Annotated in this window: 19 protein-coding genes; 8 read left to right on the forward strand and 11 right to left on the reverse strand. The window is 55.4% G+C overall.

Going from position 1 to position 17,013, the window contains the following annotated elements; translation table 11 throughout:
- Positions 1–78 precede the first annotated feature (78 nt).
- The 3 genes from ACR0MJ_RS08250 to ACR0MJ_RS08260 all read left to right on the forward strand — a co-directional run bounded on the left by ACR0MJ_RS08250 (position 79) and on the right by ACR0MJ_RS08260 (position 2,689).
- A complete protein-coding gene (locus ACR0MJ_RS08250) occupies positions 79–366 on the forward strand; it encodes a hypothetical protein (protein WP_170398948.1) in 288 nt (95 codons plus the stop codon).
- On the forward strand, positions 338–1,039 hold the full coding sequence (locus ACR0MJ_RS08255) for a winged helix-turn-helix domain-containing protein (RefSeq protein ID WP_170398951.1): 702 nt from the start codon (positions 338–340) through the stop codon (positions 1,037–1,039). The genes ACR0MJ_RS08250 and ACR0MJ_RS08255 overlap by 29 nt, the downstream gene beginning before the upstream one ends.
- Positions 1,040–1,129: 90 nt before the next feature.
- A complete protein-coding gene (locus tag ACR0MJ_RS08260) occupies positions 1,130–2,689 on the forward strand; it encodes a DUF427 domain-containing protein (RefSeq protein WP_170398954.1) in 1,560 nt (519 codons plus the stop codon).
- 119 nt (positions 2,690–2,808) lie between these two features.
- On the opposite strand, the gene ACR0MJ_RS08265 is transcribed toward ACR0MJ_RS08260, so the two are convergent.
- The 6 genes from ACR0MJ_RS08265 to ACR0MJ_RS08290 all read right to left on the reverse strand — a co-directional run bounded on the left by ACR0MJ_RS08265 (position 2,809) and on the right by ACR0MJ_RS08290 (position 6,496).
- Complete coding sequence (locus ACR0MJ_RS08265) at positions 2,809–3,606, reverse strand: DUF1217 domain-containing protein (RefSeq protein WP_480760491.1); 798 nt, start codon at positions 3,604–3,606, stop codon at positions 2,809–2,811.
- A complete protein-coding gene (flbT, locus tag ACR0MJ_RS08270) occupies positions 3,603–4,004 on the reverse strand; it encodes a flagellar biosynthesis repressor FlbT (RefSeq protein ID WP_170398959.1) in 402 nt (133 codons plus the stop codon). The genes ACR0MJ_RS08265 and flbT overlap by 4 nt, the downstream gene beginning before the upstream one ends.
- Entirely contained in the window at positions 4,004–4,378 is a 375-nt protein-coding gene (gene flaF, locus ACR0MJ_RS08275; RefSeq protein ID WP_170398962.1) for a flagellar biosynthesis regulator FlaF, read from the reverse strand. Before flaF ends, flbT begins: the two co-directional genes overlap by 1 nt.
- A gap of 77 nt (positions 4,379–4,455) precedes the next feature.
- Entirely contained in the window at positions 4,456–5,673 is a 1,218-nt protein-coding gene (locus ACR0MJ_RS08280; protein ID WP_170406757.1) for a flagellin N-terminal helical domain-containing protein, read from the reverse strand.
- A gap of 210 nt (positions 5,674–5,883) precedes the next feature.
- Positions 5,884–6,231, reverse strand: coding sequence for a flagellar export chaperone FlgN (locus ACR0MJ_RS08285; RefSeq protein ID WP_170398969.1), 348 nt, complete (start codon positions 6,229–6,231; stop codon positions 5,884–5,886).
- Positions 6,224–6,496: a rod-binding protein gene (locus ACR0MJ_RS08290; RefSeq protein ID WP_170398972.1), complete on the reverse strand. Its 273-nt coding sequence runs from the start codon at positions 6,494–6,496 to the stop codon at positions 6,224–6,226. Before ACR0MJ_RS08290 ends, ACR0MJ_RS08285 begins: the two co-directional genes overlap by 8 nt.
- Before the next feature lie 115 nt (positions 6,497–6,611).
- Between ACR0MJ_RS08290 and ACR0MJ_RS08295 the strand changes: the two genes are divergently transcribed.
- The 3 genes from ACR0MJ_RS08295 to ACR0MJ_RS08305 all read left to right on the forward strand — a co-directional run bounded on the left by ACR0MJ_RS08295 (position 6,612) and on the right by ACR0MJ_RS08305 (position 9,432).
- Positions 6,612–7,841, forward strand: coding sequence for a flagellar hook-length control protein FliK (locus tag ACR0MJ_RS08295; RefSeq protein WP_480760493.1), 1,230 nt, complete (start codon positions 6,612–6,614; stop codon positions 7,839–7,841).
- Between the two features lie 3 nt (positions 7,842–7,844).
- A complete protein-coding gene (locus tag ACR0MJ_RS08300) occupies positions 7,845–8,510 on the forward strand; it encodes a flagellar hook capping FlgD N-terminal domain-containing protein (RefSeq protein WP_170562275.1) in 666 nt (221 codons plus the stop codon).
- Positions 8,511–8,631: 121 nt separating this feature from the next.
- Positions 8,632–9,432 (forward strand): phosphotransferase family protein, encoded by an 801-nt coding sequence (locus ACR0MJ_RS08305; protein ID WP_480436344.1) that lies wholly within the window; start codon positions 8,632–8,634, stop codon positions 9,430–9,432.
- Here the strand turns inward: ACR0MJ_RS08305 and ACR0MJ_RS08310 are convergent.
- From ACR0MJ_RS08310 to ACR0MJ_RS08330, 5 genes are all read right to left on the reverse strand, one after another.
- Complete coding sequence (locus ACR0MJ_RS08310; protein WP_480760498.1) at positions 9,427–10,728, reverse strand: NAD(P)/FAD-dependent oxidoreductase; 1,302 nt, start codon at positions 10,726–10,728, stop codon at positions 9,427–9,429. The two genes, ACR0MJ_RS08305 and ACR0MJ_RS08310, sit on opposite strands and share 6 nt — an antisense overlap.
- A complete protein-coding gene (locus ACR0MJ_RS08315) occupies positions 10,725–11,543 on the reverse strand; it encodes an ABC transporter permease (RefSeq protein ID WP_170398984.1) in 819 nt (272 codons plus the stop codon). The genes ACR0MJ_RS08310 and ACR0MJ_RS08315 overlap by 4 nt, the downstream gene beginning before the upstream one ends.
- Positions 11,540–12,430, reverse strand: coding sequence for an ABC transporter permease subunit (locus ACR0MJ_RS08320; RefSeq protein WP_170406776.1), 891 nt, complete (start codon positions 12,428–12,430; stop codon positions 11,540–11,542). The genes ACR0MJ_RS08315 and ACR0MJ_RS08320 overlap by 4 nt, the downstream gene beginning before the upstream one ends.
- Positions 12,430–13,557 carry an ABC transporter ATP-binding protein gene (locus ACR0MJ_RS08325; RefSeq protein ID WP_170425908.1) on the reverse strand — a complete coding sequence of 376 codons (1,128 nt, stop codon included), beginning with the start codon at positions 13,555–13,557 and terminating at the stop codon, positions 12,430–12,432. The genes ACR0MJ_RS08320 and ACR0MJ_RS08325 overlap by 1 nt, the downstream gene beginning before the upstream one ends.
- Before the next feature lie 70 nt (positions 13,558–13,627).
- Entirely contained in the window at positions 13,628–14,713 is a 1,086-nt protein-coding gene (locus tag ACR0MJ_RS08330) for a polyamine ABC transporter substrate-binding protein (RefSeq protein WP_170398992.1), read from the reverse strand.
- A gap of 140 nt (positions 14,714–14,853) precedes the next feature.
- Here ACR0MJ_RS08330 and ACR0MJ_RS08335 point away from each other — a divergent pair, with 140 nt between their 5' ends.
- Together ACR0MJ_RS08335 and ACR0MJ_RS08340 are read left to right on the forward strand one after the other, a co-directional pair.
- Positions 14,854–15,537, forward strand: coding sequence for a GntR family transcriptional regulator (locus tag ACR0MJ_RS08335; RefSeq protein ID WP_170406782.1), 684 nt, complete (start codon positions 14,854–14,856; stop codon positions 15,535–15,537).
- Positions 15,538–15,612: 75 nt separating this feature from the next.
- Positions 15,613–17,010, forward strand: coding sequence for an aspartate aminotransferase family protein (locus tag ACR0MJ_RS08340; RefSeq protein ID WP_480760500.1), 1,398 nt, complete (start codon positions 15,613–15,615; stop codon positions 17,008–17,010).
- Positions 17,011–17,013: the final 3 nt, after the last annotated feature.

Consider the following 17,013-nt stretch of genomic DNA (forward strand, 5'->3'; position numbering starts at 1 on the left):
TACTGTTATTCAATATCAGCACCACAAACCCCCTGAGGTTATTGAATATCCACCCAACCCATGCGCAGGATGCAGCCCATGAAACAGATCCTCTCTTCTCTGGCTCTGACGGCCCTGATATCGGTTGGGTCGCAAGCCATCGCGGCAGATTGCTATGCCGACTACAAGGCCAAGCAGGACAATCCCTTACGCCTGCACTATGGCGTCATGCAGGTCTCAAGCTGCGATAAAGGCTCCGCCCGGAAAGAAGTCGCCAAGCGGCTGAAATCAAACGGCTGGACCCTGCTGAACGTGATGACCGTTTTCGAGGCGGGTGGATTGGATCAAAGGAAGGCCAATGCCGGAAAATACTATCTCCGTTACTGAGGCGCGTCGTTCGGGGGTTCGGCTGGTTGGTCTGGGGATTGCGGCAATCGTCGCGATCCTGGTGACTGCAGCGGTTTTCCTGTTCTGGACGCTACCGGACGCAAATGCCTTCAACGCGCGGGTTGAACGGCTGTTTGTCGAGGCTGACCTGACCTCGCAATCGGAAATCCGTCTGCTCGAGATTCTGGCGCAATCGGGCACCGCCTTTGCCGATACGCTATCCAGCTATCGAATGGTCATCTTCGTGCTGTTGGTCTTTGCCAGCGCCATGCTGATCACCGCGCTTGTTTTTCTGGTCATGCTGGTTCTGCTGAACCGCCGCATGGCCCAGATTGAGCGGACGGGGATCCAGGTAACATCCCTGCTGATCAGCCGTGAAGAGAATACCGTTTATCTCAACAACATGGATTTTAAGTTGACCCCCGCCGCGATGGAAACGCTTTCGGTTCTGGCTGAATCAAGGCTGGATGACGAGGTCCTGTCGGGTGCCCAGATCGAAGCGATGATCTCGGGCAGAAACGCTGCAGATTGCGATGAGGCCGCCGGGGCAACCCGGATCAAACGCCTGCGCGACGCCTTGGGAAATCAGATGGTCAGTGAGCTGCTGGTGAAGAACATCGCCAAGAAGGGCTATATGCTATCGATTGAGAAAGACGTTATTCAAATGGTCTGAGGATGCCATTGCGGTAAAATCTACGTGCGCATCTTGGAATTCTCGCCCTCAAGACCCATGATATAAGGGCTTGGCCAAGGGAGGTTGCAGATGAACGTCCATGCCACACCGAATGTCAAAGGCTATGGGATATCAGTTGAGCCGCTGCAGGGACGGATCGCGATCTACCGTGGTGATATACTGCTGGCCGAAAGCCACAACGCCAAAGTGATGTACGAAACGCGGCTACCTCCCGCGATCTATGTTCCGCGCGAAGACCTGTGCGTCGAACTCAGCCCTGAGACCGAATTGCAGACGTTCTGCCCCTTCAAGGGTACCGCAACCTATCACGACATTAGCCTACCGGAAGAGCGCCTTACGAACTCGATTTGGGCTTATGAAGACGCCTTCCCTGAAAGCGCGGCCATTCAGGGCCATATTGGATTCATGCCGGATACCGCGACGCGGATCGACCTCGGCGACAACCAACTGCGTCAACCCGACGATGGCAATATCAGCGGCCCCCTGATCGATTGGCTGATGCGCGGTGCGTCCGAAATTAACACTCCTGATGCCTTTACAAAAACGCTGGCCGAGAAAATGCTGGAACATGGCATCGCTATTCAACGCCTAAGCATTCTGGTCTGGTCGCTGCATCCGCTGATCGCAGGCAAACACTATATCTGGGAGAAAGACTCGGCTGAGATTTCGACCCACACTCCGACCTATGAAATTCATGATCACCCTGCCTTTACCAATAGCCCTCTGCGTCACGTTTCAAACGGGTTGGGTGGTGTCCGCCAGCGCCTGAACAACGACAATCCGCATAACAGCTTTCCGATCATCGAAGACCTGCGCGCAAAAGGGGCCACCGATTACGTTGCCATGCCACTGCCTTTCTCGGATGGGCGGACGAATGTCCTGACCCTGACTTGCGATCATCCCGATGGGTTCACGACCGAGAACCTGGGTCTGGTTTTTGAATGCTCTACTGTCATCGCGCGGTTCTACGAGGTCTTCATGCAGCGCGAAAACGCGCAGGTTCTGCTGGAAACCTATGTAGGCAAGCGCAGCGGTGCGCGCGTTCTGGGGGGCGAGATTCGCCGCGGTGATGGCGATGACATAGATGCGGCGATCATGTTTTGCGATCTTCGAAATTCAACCGCATTGGAAGAAAAACTGGGGCGTGATGACTATATCGAGCTACTGAATGCGTTTTTTGAGACAGTTTCAGGGATCGTGCACGACCATGACGGAGAAGTTCTGAAATTCATCGGCGACGCTGTTCTTGCCGTCTTCCCGGCGGGTGACGATGCCGCCAAAGCCCGATCCAGCGCGCAGCTTTCGGCAACTGAGATCGTCGAAAAACTGGGTGAATTGCGCAGTGACGGAAGTGATCATGATTTCGACTGCTCGATTGGTGTCGCCTATGGCCGCGTCACCTATGGCAATGTGGGCTCACGCGAACGGTTGGACTTTACCGTGATCGGTCAGGCCGCCAATGTCGCTGCCAGATTGGGCGAATATGGCAAAACCGTCGGACATAGAATTGTTGTCTCGCAAGATATCGAACCTGTTTGCAAACAGGCGATCCCTTTAGGGGCGATCAAGCTGCACAACGTCTCGCAACCGATCAAATCATTTGCCCTGCAAACCTCAGCCGATGCCTGATTTGGCAGTTCACTTCGCAAGAGTTGAACCTCAAATTGTGCCACCCACTATCTCGGATCGGTCAACCTATGGCCTTGCGCGAGATACCGTACACACCGTGTCTAGTTGACATCAATGGTTCAAAAACCACCGCCCAGCAGGATCAGAGCCGTCTGCGTAGGTGAGATCGTCTGTTGGATTTGATTGATCTGATTGCGGGCCAGATACGTGTCGGTCAGCTTTTCGATTGCCTCACTTTCAGTGAACTGCGCCAGATCGGATGAACCCGTAATACGCTGCAATCGATCTTTGAAAACCTCAAGCTGCTTGTCGATATCCAGTTGCGCAAATGCTGCAGGCAGCCCCAATGCCGTTTCCATCATATTGCGCAAGGGAGGCAGCCCCATCAGATCAAACCACCTTCTGTCCTCACTGCCACCCTGGCCAGCCAGATCGCGCAATGCATGCTGGGTGTACAACGCGATACGCATCGATTCATCTGCTTCACCAACCGAGATTTCAAATCGCGCAATCAAGTTGTCGTCAGCGATCTTTTCCATGGCGTCCACCAATCCGGTCTTGCGCACATCGCCGGGACCAAGTCCAAAGGCATTGGCAAAATCACGGTACCTGCCGTCGGCCAGCCTGTTCGCAAGCGCATCGTCAGCCTGCGTTCCATCGGACAAGATTTTTTGGACAAAATACCGATTGTCGAGATCACTTTCCAAGCCAAACGCACCCAATGCCACCTGCAACAACCGTCGGTCCGAAACCAGATCCTCGGCCGTCTGGACCTTGCCGATATTGTCTAGAAAATACCTTGAGTCCCGTTCATTGATCCCCGAGGCAGAATAGCTTTGAAGCTGCGCATCATAGGTACGCTGCAAAAAGCGCCAGCCAACCAGACCACCTGAAGGTATGACCGGCAGGAAGGTCACTGCTGATACGCCATCAGACGTTCTTCGCGCGGCAACAGTGAACGCAAGGCCTTTAAACACTTATAGTATTGCTCTGCCACCAATGCTTCAGTTGCGTTGGCCAGGACCCGGCGACTGTCGGCATCCGTGAAAACCTGGCTCAGCTCTTCCACGCGCCGCAGAAGTTGCTGGCGCGCCTGCTCAGGTTCGGTATCGCCTGACAGAACCAACTGCGCGGCATAGCAGACACGGCGTACCGGCGTGTTGACCTCTTCCGGGTGAATGGCATCGCGCAGGCGCAGGACATTTGCCTGAGGTGTCATGATCGAAAACCGACTGCGTCGATCCCCGTTTTCGATTACAACACCATTGATCAGAACCCGTTCCTTTGGGGCAAGTTTCAGGACCAGACCTCCCATCAGTTGCCCCTCATTTGACGTAGCCCGCGCAACACGGCCATGTTGATCTCAAGCAGCGGCTCAACGGTCGCCTTGTTCGCCAGCACCTGGCTGCTGTGTTGTTCGGTAAACTCAGCCAAATAGAAAATCCGCGCACGCAGATTGCTCGGCAGCCCGTTATCCGCATCCGCCACATCGGTTGCCAGCACAGTCCACAGGCGGCGATTTTCGTGCAAGGCTTGAACGAACCCTCCGAAATCAGCCGCTTTCCGCGTGGAAGCAGCCTTCAACCGATGTGTAATCCTGGAAATCGCCTCATACTCTGTATCCCGAGGTGTTCGCGTCGGTGCAGCAGATTGCGCATAAGCGCGGTGAGCAAGCGTTTGCGGTGTCACTTGAAATCCTTCCAATTGTCCTTCAACGGGCGATCAAGTCCGGGGCACGGCGTGCGTGCCCCGGATCAGTTCCAAAGTTAACGGAACAGCGACAGGATGGACTGTGGCGCCTGGTTCGCGATCGATAGCGATTGGGTTGCCAGCTGTTGCTGGACCTGCAACGCTTGTAGTCGCGCCGAGGTTTCTTCCATGTCAGCGTCAACCAACGAGCCGATACCGGATTTGAACGAGTCAGACAGGTTCGAGATGAACTCTTTCTGGGTCTCGATCCGACCCTGCGCCGAACCAAAAGCCGCCGAGGCATCAATCGCAGTATCGATGAGGCCTTCGATCGCGCCAAGCGCTGCGGATGCGCCGGCAGAAGTCGACACATCAATCGAGGCCAGAGCGCCTAGACCGCCAGAGTTCGCATTGGCATATTGACCGCTGATCTGCAGCGAATCCGACCCTTCGTTGGTGATATCGAGTTGCGCAGCATTCGTACCCGGATCATAGACGACCGAAACATTTGCATCCGAAGCTTCGATGGCAGCTTTTAGCCCCGCAGCGATGATCTCTTCGGGCGCGTTGCCTGCGGCGATATCCTCAGCCCGGACTGTATAAGACGCGACATCGTCGCCCAGTCGGACCGTGAAAGTATCGCCAGCGGACAATGTGCCCGGATCAGCGATCACGATGCTTCCATCATCATCGCTTCCGCCGTTTCCATCCAACGAAAATCCGAATGCGTCGGCCGTATCCGCAGTGACCCCGTCAGTTCCAGTGAACACGTCGGCAGCAGTGTAACCACCTGTCGACAGGTTTTGCGCCGATACGCTAATGGAAGACGCTGTCACGTTGCCTGCATTGTCTCGATCCAAAGAGGACAGAATGCTTGCGCCAGCCCCACCGTTCACCAGATTGAGGCCATTGAACTGGGCAGCGCCGACAACCGATTCGATCTGATCCCTAAGCGCGGCCACATCGGTGTTGATCTTAGCACGATCAACGTTGTCTTCTTGCGCCGCAACGATCTTGCCTTTCATCTGGTTCAGCAGATCCGTCACAGTTTCTGAGGCGTTTCGAGCAACTGCGACAGTGGATTCACCCAAGGCCAGGCTGTCCTTGATCGCATTGAAGCCGTTGACGTCTGATTCCATCACCTTTGAGATGGCCCAGACAGCCGAGTTATCCTTGGCTGTAGCCACATCCTTGCCGGTCGAGATCGCGTTTTGCGTCTGTGCGAGGTTCTTGTTGACCGATTTGAGAGTTTGCAGCGCAACCATTGCGCCATTGTTCGTCAGAATGCTGGACATATTTGTCATCCTCTTAGCGTTCGGGCGCGTTTGACGCCCATGTTGGACCCACCAAACCGGCAGGCATTCTGTCGTTCTGACCTGTGCGTCGTGCCTTGTGGCCTTCGCGCCACCCGTTGTTTCAGGTGCATCGCCACATTTGCCCCCGATCTCCTAACGGAGTGCTAAGACGGGCAAATCCGATATCTCGAATTTGAATCAAACCTGATGCTATGCCCGTTTTTCCAGCTTTGCCCGCGATCGCAAGGCAAACCCACTACGCTGCCCCGAGGCGTCATAAGTACTGAACTCCTGCCGGACCTGTTTCAGTTCCGCCATTCGGTCCGCCACAGCCCGAATACCCTCGGCCGCACTATTCAAAAGGGCTTGATTGCGCACGACCTTCGTCTGGATCCGGATCAGATCATCGCTTTCCAACACCTGCAGATCATTTATTGCATCGATCAGATTCTCTTTTTCAGGCACCAATCGATCCAGATCGGTCAAATCCCCCTGAACCAGGGCTGTGCGCTCCAGATCCAAAAGGTCTTCCAGTGCCTGAATCGGATCTTTATCCATCGGACTTCTCCATCATTGCATTGAACAAAATTTCCGAAAGGCCGATTCCACCCGCCTTTGCCATTTGCTGTGCCTGCTGTTGCACCAGAAACGAAGCAAACTGATCTTCGCCTGCGCCACCGCCAAAGGAACTTCGTGCTTGGCCGAGTCCTGCTGATTTGAGCATTTCAGCCAGAAAAGCGGCTTCCAGCTCAACAGAGGCGGCTTTCAGCTTCTGTGGAATCTGGGCGGAATGCATGGTCGCACTGGTAGATGTAATCGTCATCGGATTCTCCGAAAATTGCTATGAACTTTCTCGATCAAAGGGGAAAGCGGTTAAAATAAACGTAACTTCCTGTGGGCACAGTGCCGGCCAGATCAAAGAAACCCCGGAGCGAAAAATGACCAACCCGCTGACGATCATGTCGCCTGCATCTGCCACGGGTGACAAACCGGGGGCATCTCAGGGTAAAGAGCGTGATACCAAAGGTGGGTTTGCCTTTGAGGAAGTGCTCAATGAGGATGTCGAACAAATCGAGTTGAAGGATGTAGATCCGTTTGTGGCTGATTCAAACCTGCCACCCAAACAATCAGAAATTCCATCTGTTTCTACGGCAGATTCAACTGAGACAATCAAAACCGACGAACTAGAGCCCGCCCAACTGCAGGTGGCTGCGCAAGAGGTCGCAAATGCGCCGAAACACCACGCAGATTTTGCCGTCGGTGAGACGAACCATGTTGCCGCTCCGCCCAGCCCGGTACAGCAAATTTCGCAGTTGGCCTCTGAAAACTCAACGCTAAGACAAAATGCAGGCTCGCCCGAAGCGGCTGCCCCAAGGCCTGACGCAAACGTGCTTCGAGCGCCAACCCAAGTTCCGATCCCTGATGTTAGCGGAAATGGATATCTACACCATAGGCCGGCCTCACACGCGCTAAATGCTAGCTTTTTGGGGGATACGTTTTCGAAACTGGAACCGCCAAGTCCCGAACCAGAGGTGCCACTCGTCGCACGCGCAGTTGAGCCTGTAGAGGCTCGAATAACCCGGCAAACTGTCATTTCTGCCGCCTTGAAACCGCAGACAACAGCTTGGAATCTCGACCGGGCTCCGGGCGATGCTATTGCTGAAACGGCGATCAGCGCGGAAGTTGATGACCTCTTTGCTGTCAAAGACACAGCGGTGGGCCACACGATACGCGACACGACGCAAGCGATGCCCATCGCCGCAGCCCGCGCGGAAACGGCACGCACGATTGCGGGGCAACTGGCCGCTTCGATTTCGACCCGACCAAATACCGGTGGCGTTGAAATAGCCCTGAACCCCGAAGAGCTTGGGCGCGTATCAATCTCGCTCAACGGTCGAGAAGACGGGTTTCATCTATCGATCGCGGCCGAACGGCCTGAAACACTGGACCTGATGCGGCGACACATTGCGATCCTGTCGGCTGAGTTCGAAAAGCTGGGTTATGGGGATCTGTCGCTTGACCTTAGCATGTCCGGGGACTCGTCCCAGCATGGTGACCCATCAGAGCCTGGCCCTTCCTCAGAAACGGTCGAAATGGTTCGCGACGCGGACCATAAGGCACCCACACTTTCGGCTGGCCCTGAAAGGGGCCTTGATATGAGGCTTTAATTGATGATTTCAGCGACCAATTCAGTGACCGCAACGGGTGCAAATCCCGGCGCAAACAACAATTCGGAACGCTCGGCACTGACGTCAGATTTCGAGACCTTTCTGCGCATGCTGACCGTGCAGGCGCGCAATCAGGATCCGCTTGAACCTCTGGATTCCTCCGAATATGCCTCTCAGCTGGCGCAGTTCTCGATGGTCGAACAACAAGTCAAAGCCAATGAGCTTCTGTCTGGTCTCGCGCTGACAATGGGGGCAGTCGATCTTAATCAGCTCACCGGCTGGGTTGGGATGAATGTCAAAACCGATGCACCGTTTCGCTTTGTAAATCAGCCTGTTCCGATTTTTGCTCAGGCCGAACCCACTGCCGACCGGGCCGAGTTGGTCATCCGCAACGACCAGGGCACCATTGTCGATCGCATCCCTGTGCCTACCGATAAGGCCGAATTCGAGTGGGCCGGGGTCAGCAGTGCCGGTGATCCCTTTCCCGCTGGCAGTTACTCAGCCACATTGGAGAGCTTCAAAAGAGGTGAGTTACTAACCAGCACGCCCGCATCTGCCTTCGGTCGGGTGGTAGAGGCACAGGTCAGTGAAGGTGGCATCATCCTGAAACTGGAGAGCGGTGCAGAGGTGTCCGCCGAAATGGTCACGCAAATCCGCACGGGTGCTTGATCTAGAAGGCAAGGCGGGCCAAAGCTTGGTGCATCGCGACTCGCCCCCTAAACCGGTATCTCTCCTGTCTGATCATCACCAACCTCCCCCGGGTCTTGTTGCCCAGCTCAGCACCCAAGGTTTGATCCGCCACGACGTGACCTTCGAGGTGTTGTACGGTGGGCGGACCAATCATGTCTGGAAGGTTTTGTCCGGCAATAGTGATGCCGTTCTGAAGTTATTCAGCACCGGGTTTCAGAACCCCTTGTTTCGCAACGATGCCCGGCTTGAGTCAGAATGTCTGCGCACGCTCAACAGCTTTGGCTTCGTGCCCAATTTACGTGCCACGGGTTCCTTTGGAGACGACAGCTGGGTCTACTATGACCACGCACCGGGCGTCCCTTGGCAGGACGATGTTTCGGGCGTGGCCCATCTGCTTGGAAGGTTGCACCAAATTCCGGTCAATCTGGACCTCCCTAACGGCTGCAATGGCAGCGAAGATCTGGAACAGCACGCGTGTCAAATTCTGGCTGATTGCCACGCGGAAGAGCGGCGATCGTTGCTTGCAAAAAAACCTCAGGCCCAAGTACCGCCGTTATCCGCGCGGTGCTTGATCCATGGCGATCCGGTCGCGGGAAACATCTTGCAATCGAAAAATGGGCTGACGCTGATCGATTGGCAATGCCCGGCCTTCGGTGACCCATGTGAAGACTTGGCGATATTCCTTTCACCTGCGATGCAGCAACTCTATCGTGGCGCGCCCTTGTCCGAGGCCGAAGAGACGCTGTTTCTTAAGGCCTACGACCAACCCGATATCACCGAACGCTATCTGTCATTGAGGCCTTGGTTTGCCTGGCGCATGGCAGCTTATTGTCTTTGGCGGGCCGAAAACGGTGCGGCTGATTATGCCATTGGGTATGAGCTGGAAGTTGAGGCCCTATAGGTCCGCCAGACCCAGATACGCATAGGCTGGCGGCATGACAGCGCGACGCCAACGGCCAAAGGGAAACCGCCCCGGCGCACCCGCAATAGGGGACGGAATGTCTGCGGATTGCCCCAGCACCAGTCGCGCCAAAGCACGTCCACAATAGGTTCCCATCGCCACACCATTGCCGTGGTAAGCAAACCCTGCATACATCCCCGGATGCTCAGGAACCGGGCCCACAAAGGGCACAAGGTTCCGGGCAAGGCAAACCATGCCGGACCACTTATGTGTGACATCGACCGTGTCCCAGGCGGGGAACATCCGCCTGAAATCCCCGAAGGCCTTTTGCCGAATGCGCGCCTCAGCCCCAGGGGATGAAAGCAGCCCCCCTCGTGTCCCAAACAGAAATCGTCGATTGGGCATCAATCGGAAATAGTGCAGCAAATTACGCGTGTCATAGGCCATCTGATCCGACGTCCAGCCTTGCGCCTGCAGCTCGACATCAGTCAGAGGCCGCGTCACAAGAACCGTTGACTGTGCAGGCATATAACGCGCGGCCAACCAGGGCGGCAGATCCTCGCTTGAGTAGCCATTTGTGCACAACAGAACGTTCGAAGCACGAACGTGACCCGCAGGCGAGGTCAGCACGAATCCCGAGGTGGCCTGTTTGATCTGCGTGATCGGGCTGTTCTGGAACAGAGTTGCGCCCTTTGCCTGGGCAGCGCCTGCCAAGCCGAACAGATACTTTCGGGGGTTCAGGGCAAAACCAATCGGAGTTGTATAGCCGCCGAAAAACGCACCGCCCAACCCAAGGCTCCTCAGTTCGCCGATTTCGTGCAATTGTCCGGCCGGATCGGCCGACCGGCGCAATCGTTCCATCGCGCGCCGTGAATGGGCCAGTTGAGTTTCACCCTTGGAATGCGTTTCGGCGTCGATTTGGTTATCACGCAGAAGGTCAGCAACCAGTGAAACGGCGTCTTCTTCCGCTTGGTAATAGGCCTGCGTTGCCACCTGACCATAGCGACGGGTCAGACCAGCCTTGCTGAGCTTTGACCCGCCCAGACAACAAAAGCCCCCGTTTCGACCGGACGCCCCCCAGCCCGGTGTTTCCGCCTCGAACACAGCGACCGAAACCCCTGCCTCGGACAGATGCAATGCGGCGGACAAGCCGGTAAACCCGCCCCCGATGACGGCGACGTCAACGCTGATATCGTCTTCGAGCTTTGGCCAAGCAGGGGTCGCGATCGTCTCATCCCACCAACACCCCGCGCGTGGCGCGGGGCCGTAGGCATAATCAGGAAATATACGCCTCATTCAGCGCTTGCCGCGGCCAACTCATCCTGTTTCTGCCGAACCATCGCCCGCTTGGTCACCAGGGACGCGGTAATAACGCCCACCGTGACAACCGCGATCATTAACGTCGACAGCGCGTTGATCTCTGGACTGACCCCCAGACGCACAGCCGAGAAAATCTTGATCGGCAACGTGGTGGCAGAAGGTCCAGATGTAAACGAGGCAATCACAAGGTCATCCAGCGATAGGGTGAAAGCCAGCAGCCATCCCGAAATCACTGCAGGCGCGATGATTGGCAGTGTGACCAGACGAAACGCCTGCGCCGGAGAGCAGCCCAGGTCCAGCGCCGCCTCTTCCAACGACCGATCAAAGGTCACAAGACGCGAGGATACGACGACCGAGACAAAACACATCGAAAACGTCGTGTGCGCCAGAACGATGGTCAAGATCCCCCGGTCCAATCCGATGCCAATGAACAACAACAGCAGCGACAGACCCGTGATCACTTCGGGCATCACGAGCGGGGCATAGATCATCCCGGAAAACAGCGTGCGCCCAAAGAACCGTCCGCCGCGCACCAGAACGTAAGCTGCTGCGGTGCCCAGAATCGTGGCCAACGTTGACGAGAACACAGCCACACGCAGCGTGACCCAGGCTGCATCAAGAAAGGCTTCGTTCTGCATCAACTCGCCGTACCATTTGGTCGAAAAACCGGCCCAAACAGTGACTAGCTTGCTTTCGTTGAAGCTGAAGATGATCAGGATGATCATCGGGATATACAGAAAGGCAAATCCCAGCGTCAGTGAGACAGTGTTGAACCAGCTCAGCCTGTTCATTGTTCTGCCTCCGTCTGCTTTTGCTGGTTGCGCTGGAACAGCACAATCGGGATCACGAGGATGAGCAACAGAACCACGGCCACCGCGCTGGCGACGGGCCAATCGCGGTTCGAGAAGAACTCTTCCCACAGCACCTTACCGATCATCAAGGTCCCCGATCCGCCCAGTAGCGAGGGGATTACGAATTCCCCAATCACCGGAATCATCACGAGGAAGCAGCCCGCGATAATACCGGGGCGCGACAAGGGGATTGTGATCAACCAGAATGCCTGCAGACGCGAACACCCAAGGTCTTCAGCGGCTTCGATCAGCGACCCGTCCATCCGTTCAAGCGACGAATAAATCGGCAGGATCATAAAAGGTAGGTAGGTATAAACGATACCGATATAAACTGCGGTATTCGTGTTCAGAATGGTCAGCGGCGCTGAGATGATGCCTGTCCAAAGCAAGAGCTGGTTCAGATAGCCTTCGTTGCTGAGGATACCCATCCATGCGTAAACCCGGATCAGGAACGAAGTCCAGAACGGCAGGATGACCAGCATCATGAATGTAGGTCGCCACTCTTCAGGTGCGCGCGCCATCGCATATGCGATCGGATACCCGACAATCAGCGTCAACACCGTTGAGATCAGCGCGATCTTTACGCTGGACAGATAGGCCTTCCAATAAAGATCATCTTCAGTCAGCCAGACAAAGTTTTCCAGATCAAGCTGACTGAAGAAATCCCTGATACCCGCCCAACCTGCGGACAGGTCCAGCGTCGGAGTGTAGGGCGGAATGGCAAGTGCGGTGTCTGAAAGCGATATCTTTAGGACGATAAAGAACGGCACCAAGAACAGTGCCAGCAACCAGACATACGGGACAGCGATAAGAACAGCGCGGCGCATCAGTTTTCCAGCAGAACTGCGGCAGTCGCTGTCCAGGACAGCCAAACCGGGTCTTCCCAGGTGAACGAGCGGCGCGAGATGCGGCGGGTATTCGCTGTTTGCGCTTTGATAATCGTGCCGTTTGGCAGTTCGACATGATAGGTCGACAAGTTGCCCAGATAGGCGATGTCATGCACCTTGCCTTGAATGGCGTTGATCGCATCGACCGGGCGCTCGGCAGAGATCGCGACCTTTTCAGGCCGGATCGCCAGATGACAGCTCTGACCATTGGACAGTTGGGTCGCGGAAGACGCCGCTAACGGGGGTTGCCCTTCTGCCCACTCGATCTGATAGCTTTCGTCGCCTGCTGCGGTAGCGCGTCCCTCAATGATATTCACATCCCCAATGAAATCAGCAACATAAACCGAGTTTGGCGTCTCATAGATGCGATCTGGAGTTGCCACTTGCATCAGTTTGCCCTGATCCATCACGGCCACTCGGCTGGCAACGGTCATCGCCTCTTCCTGATCGTGCGTCACGATGACAAAGGTCGTGCCGGTTTTTTCCTGAATGTCCATCAACTCGAACTGGGTATCCTGACGGAGTTTCTTATCCAAAGCGCCCAAAGGTTCGTCGAGCAATAGCAGTTTTGGTGCTTTGGCCAATGACCGGGCCAGCGCAACGCGTTGGCGTTGACCACCCGAGATCTGGTGCGGCTTGCGGCGTGCGAACTGTTCCAGCCGGGTTAGGCGCAGCATCTCATCGACCCGCTCTTCCAGATCACGTTTGGGCATGTTGTCCCGGCGCAGGCCAAAGGCGATGTTATCCCAGATGCTGAGATGAGGAAACAGCGCATACGACTGAAACATCATGTTTACCGCCCGTTTGTTGGGCGGGATCGGGTCGATATCCTGTCCGCCCAGAAGGATGTGACCATCGGTGGGGGTTTCGAATCCGGCCAGCATCCGCATCATCGTGGTCTTGCCGCAGCCCGACGGGCCGAGCAGCGCAAAGAACTCACGCTCGTAGATATCCAATGAAAGATTGTCGATTGCGGTGAATGCGCCAAAACGCTTGGTGACGTTCTGGAACTGGATCAAGGGTTTCGCCTGCGGGTCATCCCACGGCGCAAAGACTTCAGAATTCAAGGCGGCCCCCGTTTATCGGTCAGGATAAAAATGGCGCAAGGCAGTGGGCCCGCCTTGCGCTTTGATCAGATCAGGTGCCTGATTTCACTTTGGTCCAGAGACGTGTCACCACCCGCTGGGTCTTTGCCGGATAAGGTGTGGTGATGTAGAGGTTCTGCATGGTCGCATCATCCGGATAGATCGCCGGATCACCGATCACGTCCTCTTCAAGAAACTCCTGCGAGGCCTTGTTGCCGTTGGCGTAGTACACATAGTTCGACGCCGCAGCCATGTTGTTGGCATCCAGGATAAAGTTCAGGAACTGGTGCGCGCCTTCGGGGTTTGGTGCGTCGACCGGAATAGCCATCTGGTCAAACCACATCAGCGAGCCTTCCGCAAAGGGATGGTATTCAATTTCCACGCCGTTATCCGCTTCCGCCGCACGGTCGCGTGCCTGCAAGATGTCGCCCGACCAGCCGACAGCAACGCAGATATCACCATTGGCGAGCGCATTGATGTATTCCGAACTATGGAATTTCTGAACATACGGGCGCACACTGGTCAGAATCTCTTCGGTTTTCCCAATTACGTCTGTGTCGTGGCTGTCAGGGTCTTCGCCGATATACTGCAGCACCATCGGAATGATCTCAGACGGTGCGTCGAGGAAATGCACCCCACACGAGGCCAGCTTTTCCATGTTCTCGGGCTTGAGCACCAGATCCATGCTGTTAAGCGCAACATCGTCGCCCAGCACTTCTTTGACCTTGCCGACATTCAACCCGATACCTGTCGTGCCCCACATATAGTTGATCGAGTAGGCGTTGTTGGGGTCATACCCTGCGGTTCGTTCCTGGATCACATCCCATAGGTTGCCTGCATTCGACAGCTTGGCGGCATCCAGTTCCTGGAATGCGCCGGCCTGGATCTGGCGTTGTAGGAAAGTGCCTGAAGGCACAACCACATCATAGCCTGACCCACCGGCCAGCATTTTTGTTTCCAGAACCTCGTTGCTGTCGAACACATCGTAGATCAGGGTTAGCCCTGTTTCTTCTTCGAATTTGCTCAGCAGATCTTCGTCGATGTAGTCGGACCAGTTATAGACGCGCACTTCTTCAGCAAACGCGGCCGAAGTCCCCAATGCGACGATCGCTGTCATCCCCAGCGTTTTCAGTTTCATATTTTTCTCCCTGCAACTGTGCGGCCATTTTGACCTTTTTTTGGATTTGATCAAGTTTTGCGTTTCACGACGGTTTCACCTATGGTCGGAATAGGTGAAGATTCTGGCAAGACAGAAACACATGGATTGAGGCAAACCTTTTGGATTTGATCAAAAATAAAGCAGATACACCTCCGGTAGATGAAGAAAAACGCCCAGCGCACGAACAGGTCTATCGGACACTGAAATCCCAGATTCTGTTTGGCGATCTCGTGCCCGGGCAGCCGGTCACGATCCAGGGCCTGACTGATTCGCTTGGTGTCGGCATGACTCCGGTGCGCGAGGCAATACGCCGTCTGATTTCCGACGGCGCGCTCATTTTTCAGGGCAATCGTCGCGTGAGCGTCCCGCTGCTTTCAGCCAACGACATCGAGCAGATGATTTTCGCAAGAATTTCAATAGAAACAGAGCTTTCCAGGCGATCCACAAAGAACATATCTATAACCGAGATCGACTATCTTGAGCAGCTGGATCAACGATTGGACAATATGATCGCGGATGGGGATGTAGGGGGTTACCTGCGTTTGAACCACGCCTTTCACCAATCTTTGTATTCCCATGCGGACGCTCCGATACTTGTTGATCTAGCCGAACGGCTATGGCTGCGATTCGGCCCTTCGTTGCGCATCGTTTGCGGTCGCTTCGGCACTCAAAGCCTGCCCGACAGACACAAAGACATTATTGCCGCGCTACGTGAGCGAGATGCAGAAAAGGCCGCGTTAGCAACAGCGCAGGACATTGAGCAGGGTATGGGAATGATGGGCGATGCTTTGCCAAGCACCTAGAAACCAGCGATTCGATTGACAGCATAAAATTTGATCATATTCTATCTGGCAACGACGCTTGCTGGAGAATCCGAGATGTCTACCATCACCAATCACATGCCCACTGCCGAATTGCAGGCGCTGGACGCAGCACACCATTTGCATCCTTTTTCAACCAATGAGGCGCTGGCAGACGAAGGTGTCAGGGTCATCACCCGTGCCAAGGGCGTCTATCTGACCGATAGCGAAGGTCATGAAATTCTGGATGGTATGGCCGGATTGTGGTGCGTGAATATCGGATATGGCCGCAACGAACTGGCCGATGCAGCCGCACGTCAAATGCGCGAGCTGCCGTATTATAATACTTTCTTCAAGACGACCCATACGCCCGCCATTGCGCTGGCTGCAAAACTGGCTGAGCTTGCGCCAGATGATCTGAACCATGTCTTCTTTGCCGGAAGCGGGTCCGAGGCCAACGACACCAACATCCGTCTAGTGCGCACCTATTGGGCCGAAAAAGGTCAGCCGGACAAGAACATCATCATCAGCCGCAAGAATGCCTATCACGGTTCTTCTGTTGGATCGGCGTCGTTGGGTGGCATGGCAGGAATGCATGCGCAGGGCGGCATTCCAATCCCGAATGTCCACCATATCAACCAGCCGAACTGGTGGGCGGAAGGCGGCGATATGAGCCCCGAGGAATTCGGCCTTGCCCGCGCGCGCGAGCTGGAAGAAGCCATTCAGGAACTGGGCGAAGATCGCGTCGCTGCCTTCATCGCCGAACCTGTGCAGGGCGCAGGCGGCGTGATCATCGCACCCGACACATATTGGCCCGAAATTCAGCGCATCTGCGACAAGTACGATATACTGCTGATCGCGGATGAGGTGATCTGCGGGTTTGGCCGAACCGGCAACTGGTTTGGCTCGCAAACCGTCGGGATCAAACCACATATCATGACAATCGCCAAGGGCCTTAGCTCAGGCTATGCACCTATTGGCGGGTCGATCGTCTGCGACGAAGTCGCCCGTGTCATCAGCGCCACCGAGTTCAACCATGGCTACACCTATTCCGGCCACCCGGTTGCCGCAGCAGTTGCGCTCGAAAATCTGCGCATCCTCGAAGAAGAAAACGTCGTCGATCACGTGCGCAACGTGGCCGCGCCCTATATGAAAAAGAATTGGGACGCATTGGTCGAGCATCCGCTGGTCGGAGAGGCAAAGATCGCAGGCTTGATGGGGTCCATCGCATTGACGCCTGAAAAGGCAAGCCGAGCCAAGTTCGCATCAGATCCCGGCACGATCGGATATATCTGCCGCGAACATTGCTTCAAAAACAATCTGATCATGCGTCATGTGGACGACCGCCTGGTCATCTCTCCGCCGTTGGTCATTACCCCGGCCGAAATCGACGAGATGTTCGTGCGCATTCAAAAATCGTTGGATGATGCGTTGGTTGAAATCAACGAAAAAGGTCTGATGAAGCCTGCGTCCTGATCA

This window comes from Ruegeria sp. C6 (assembly GCF_056537625.1).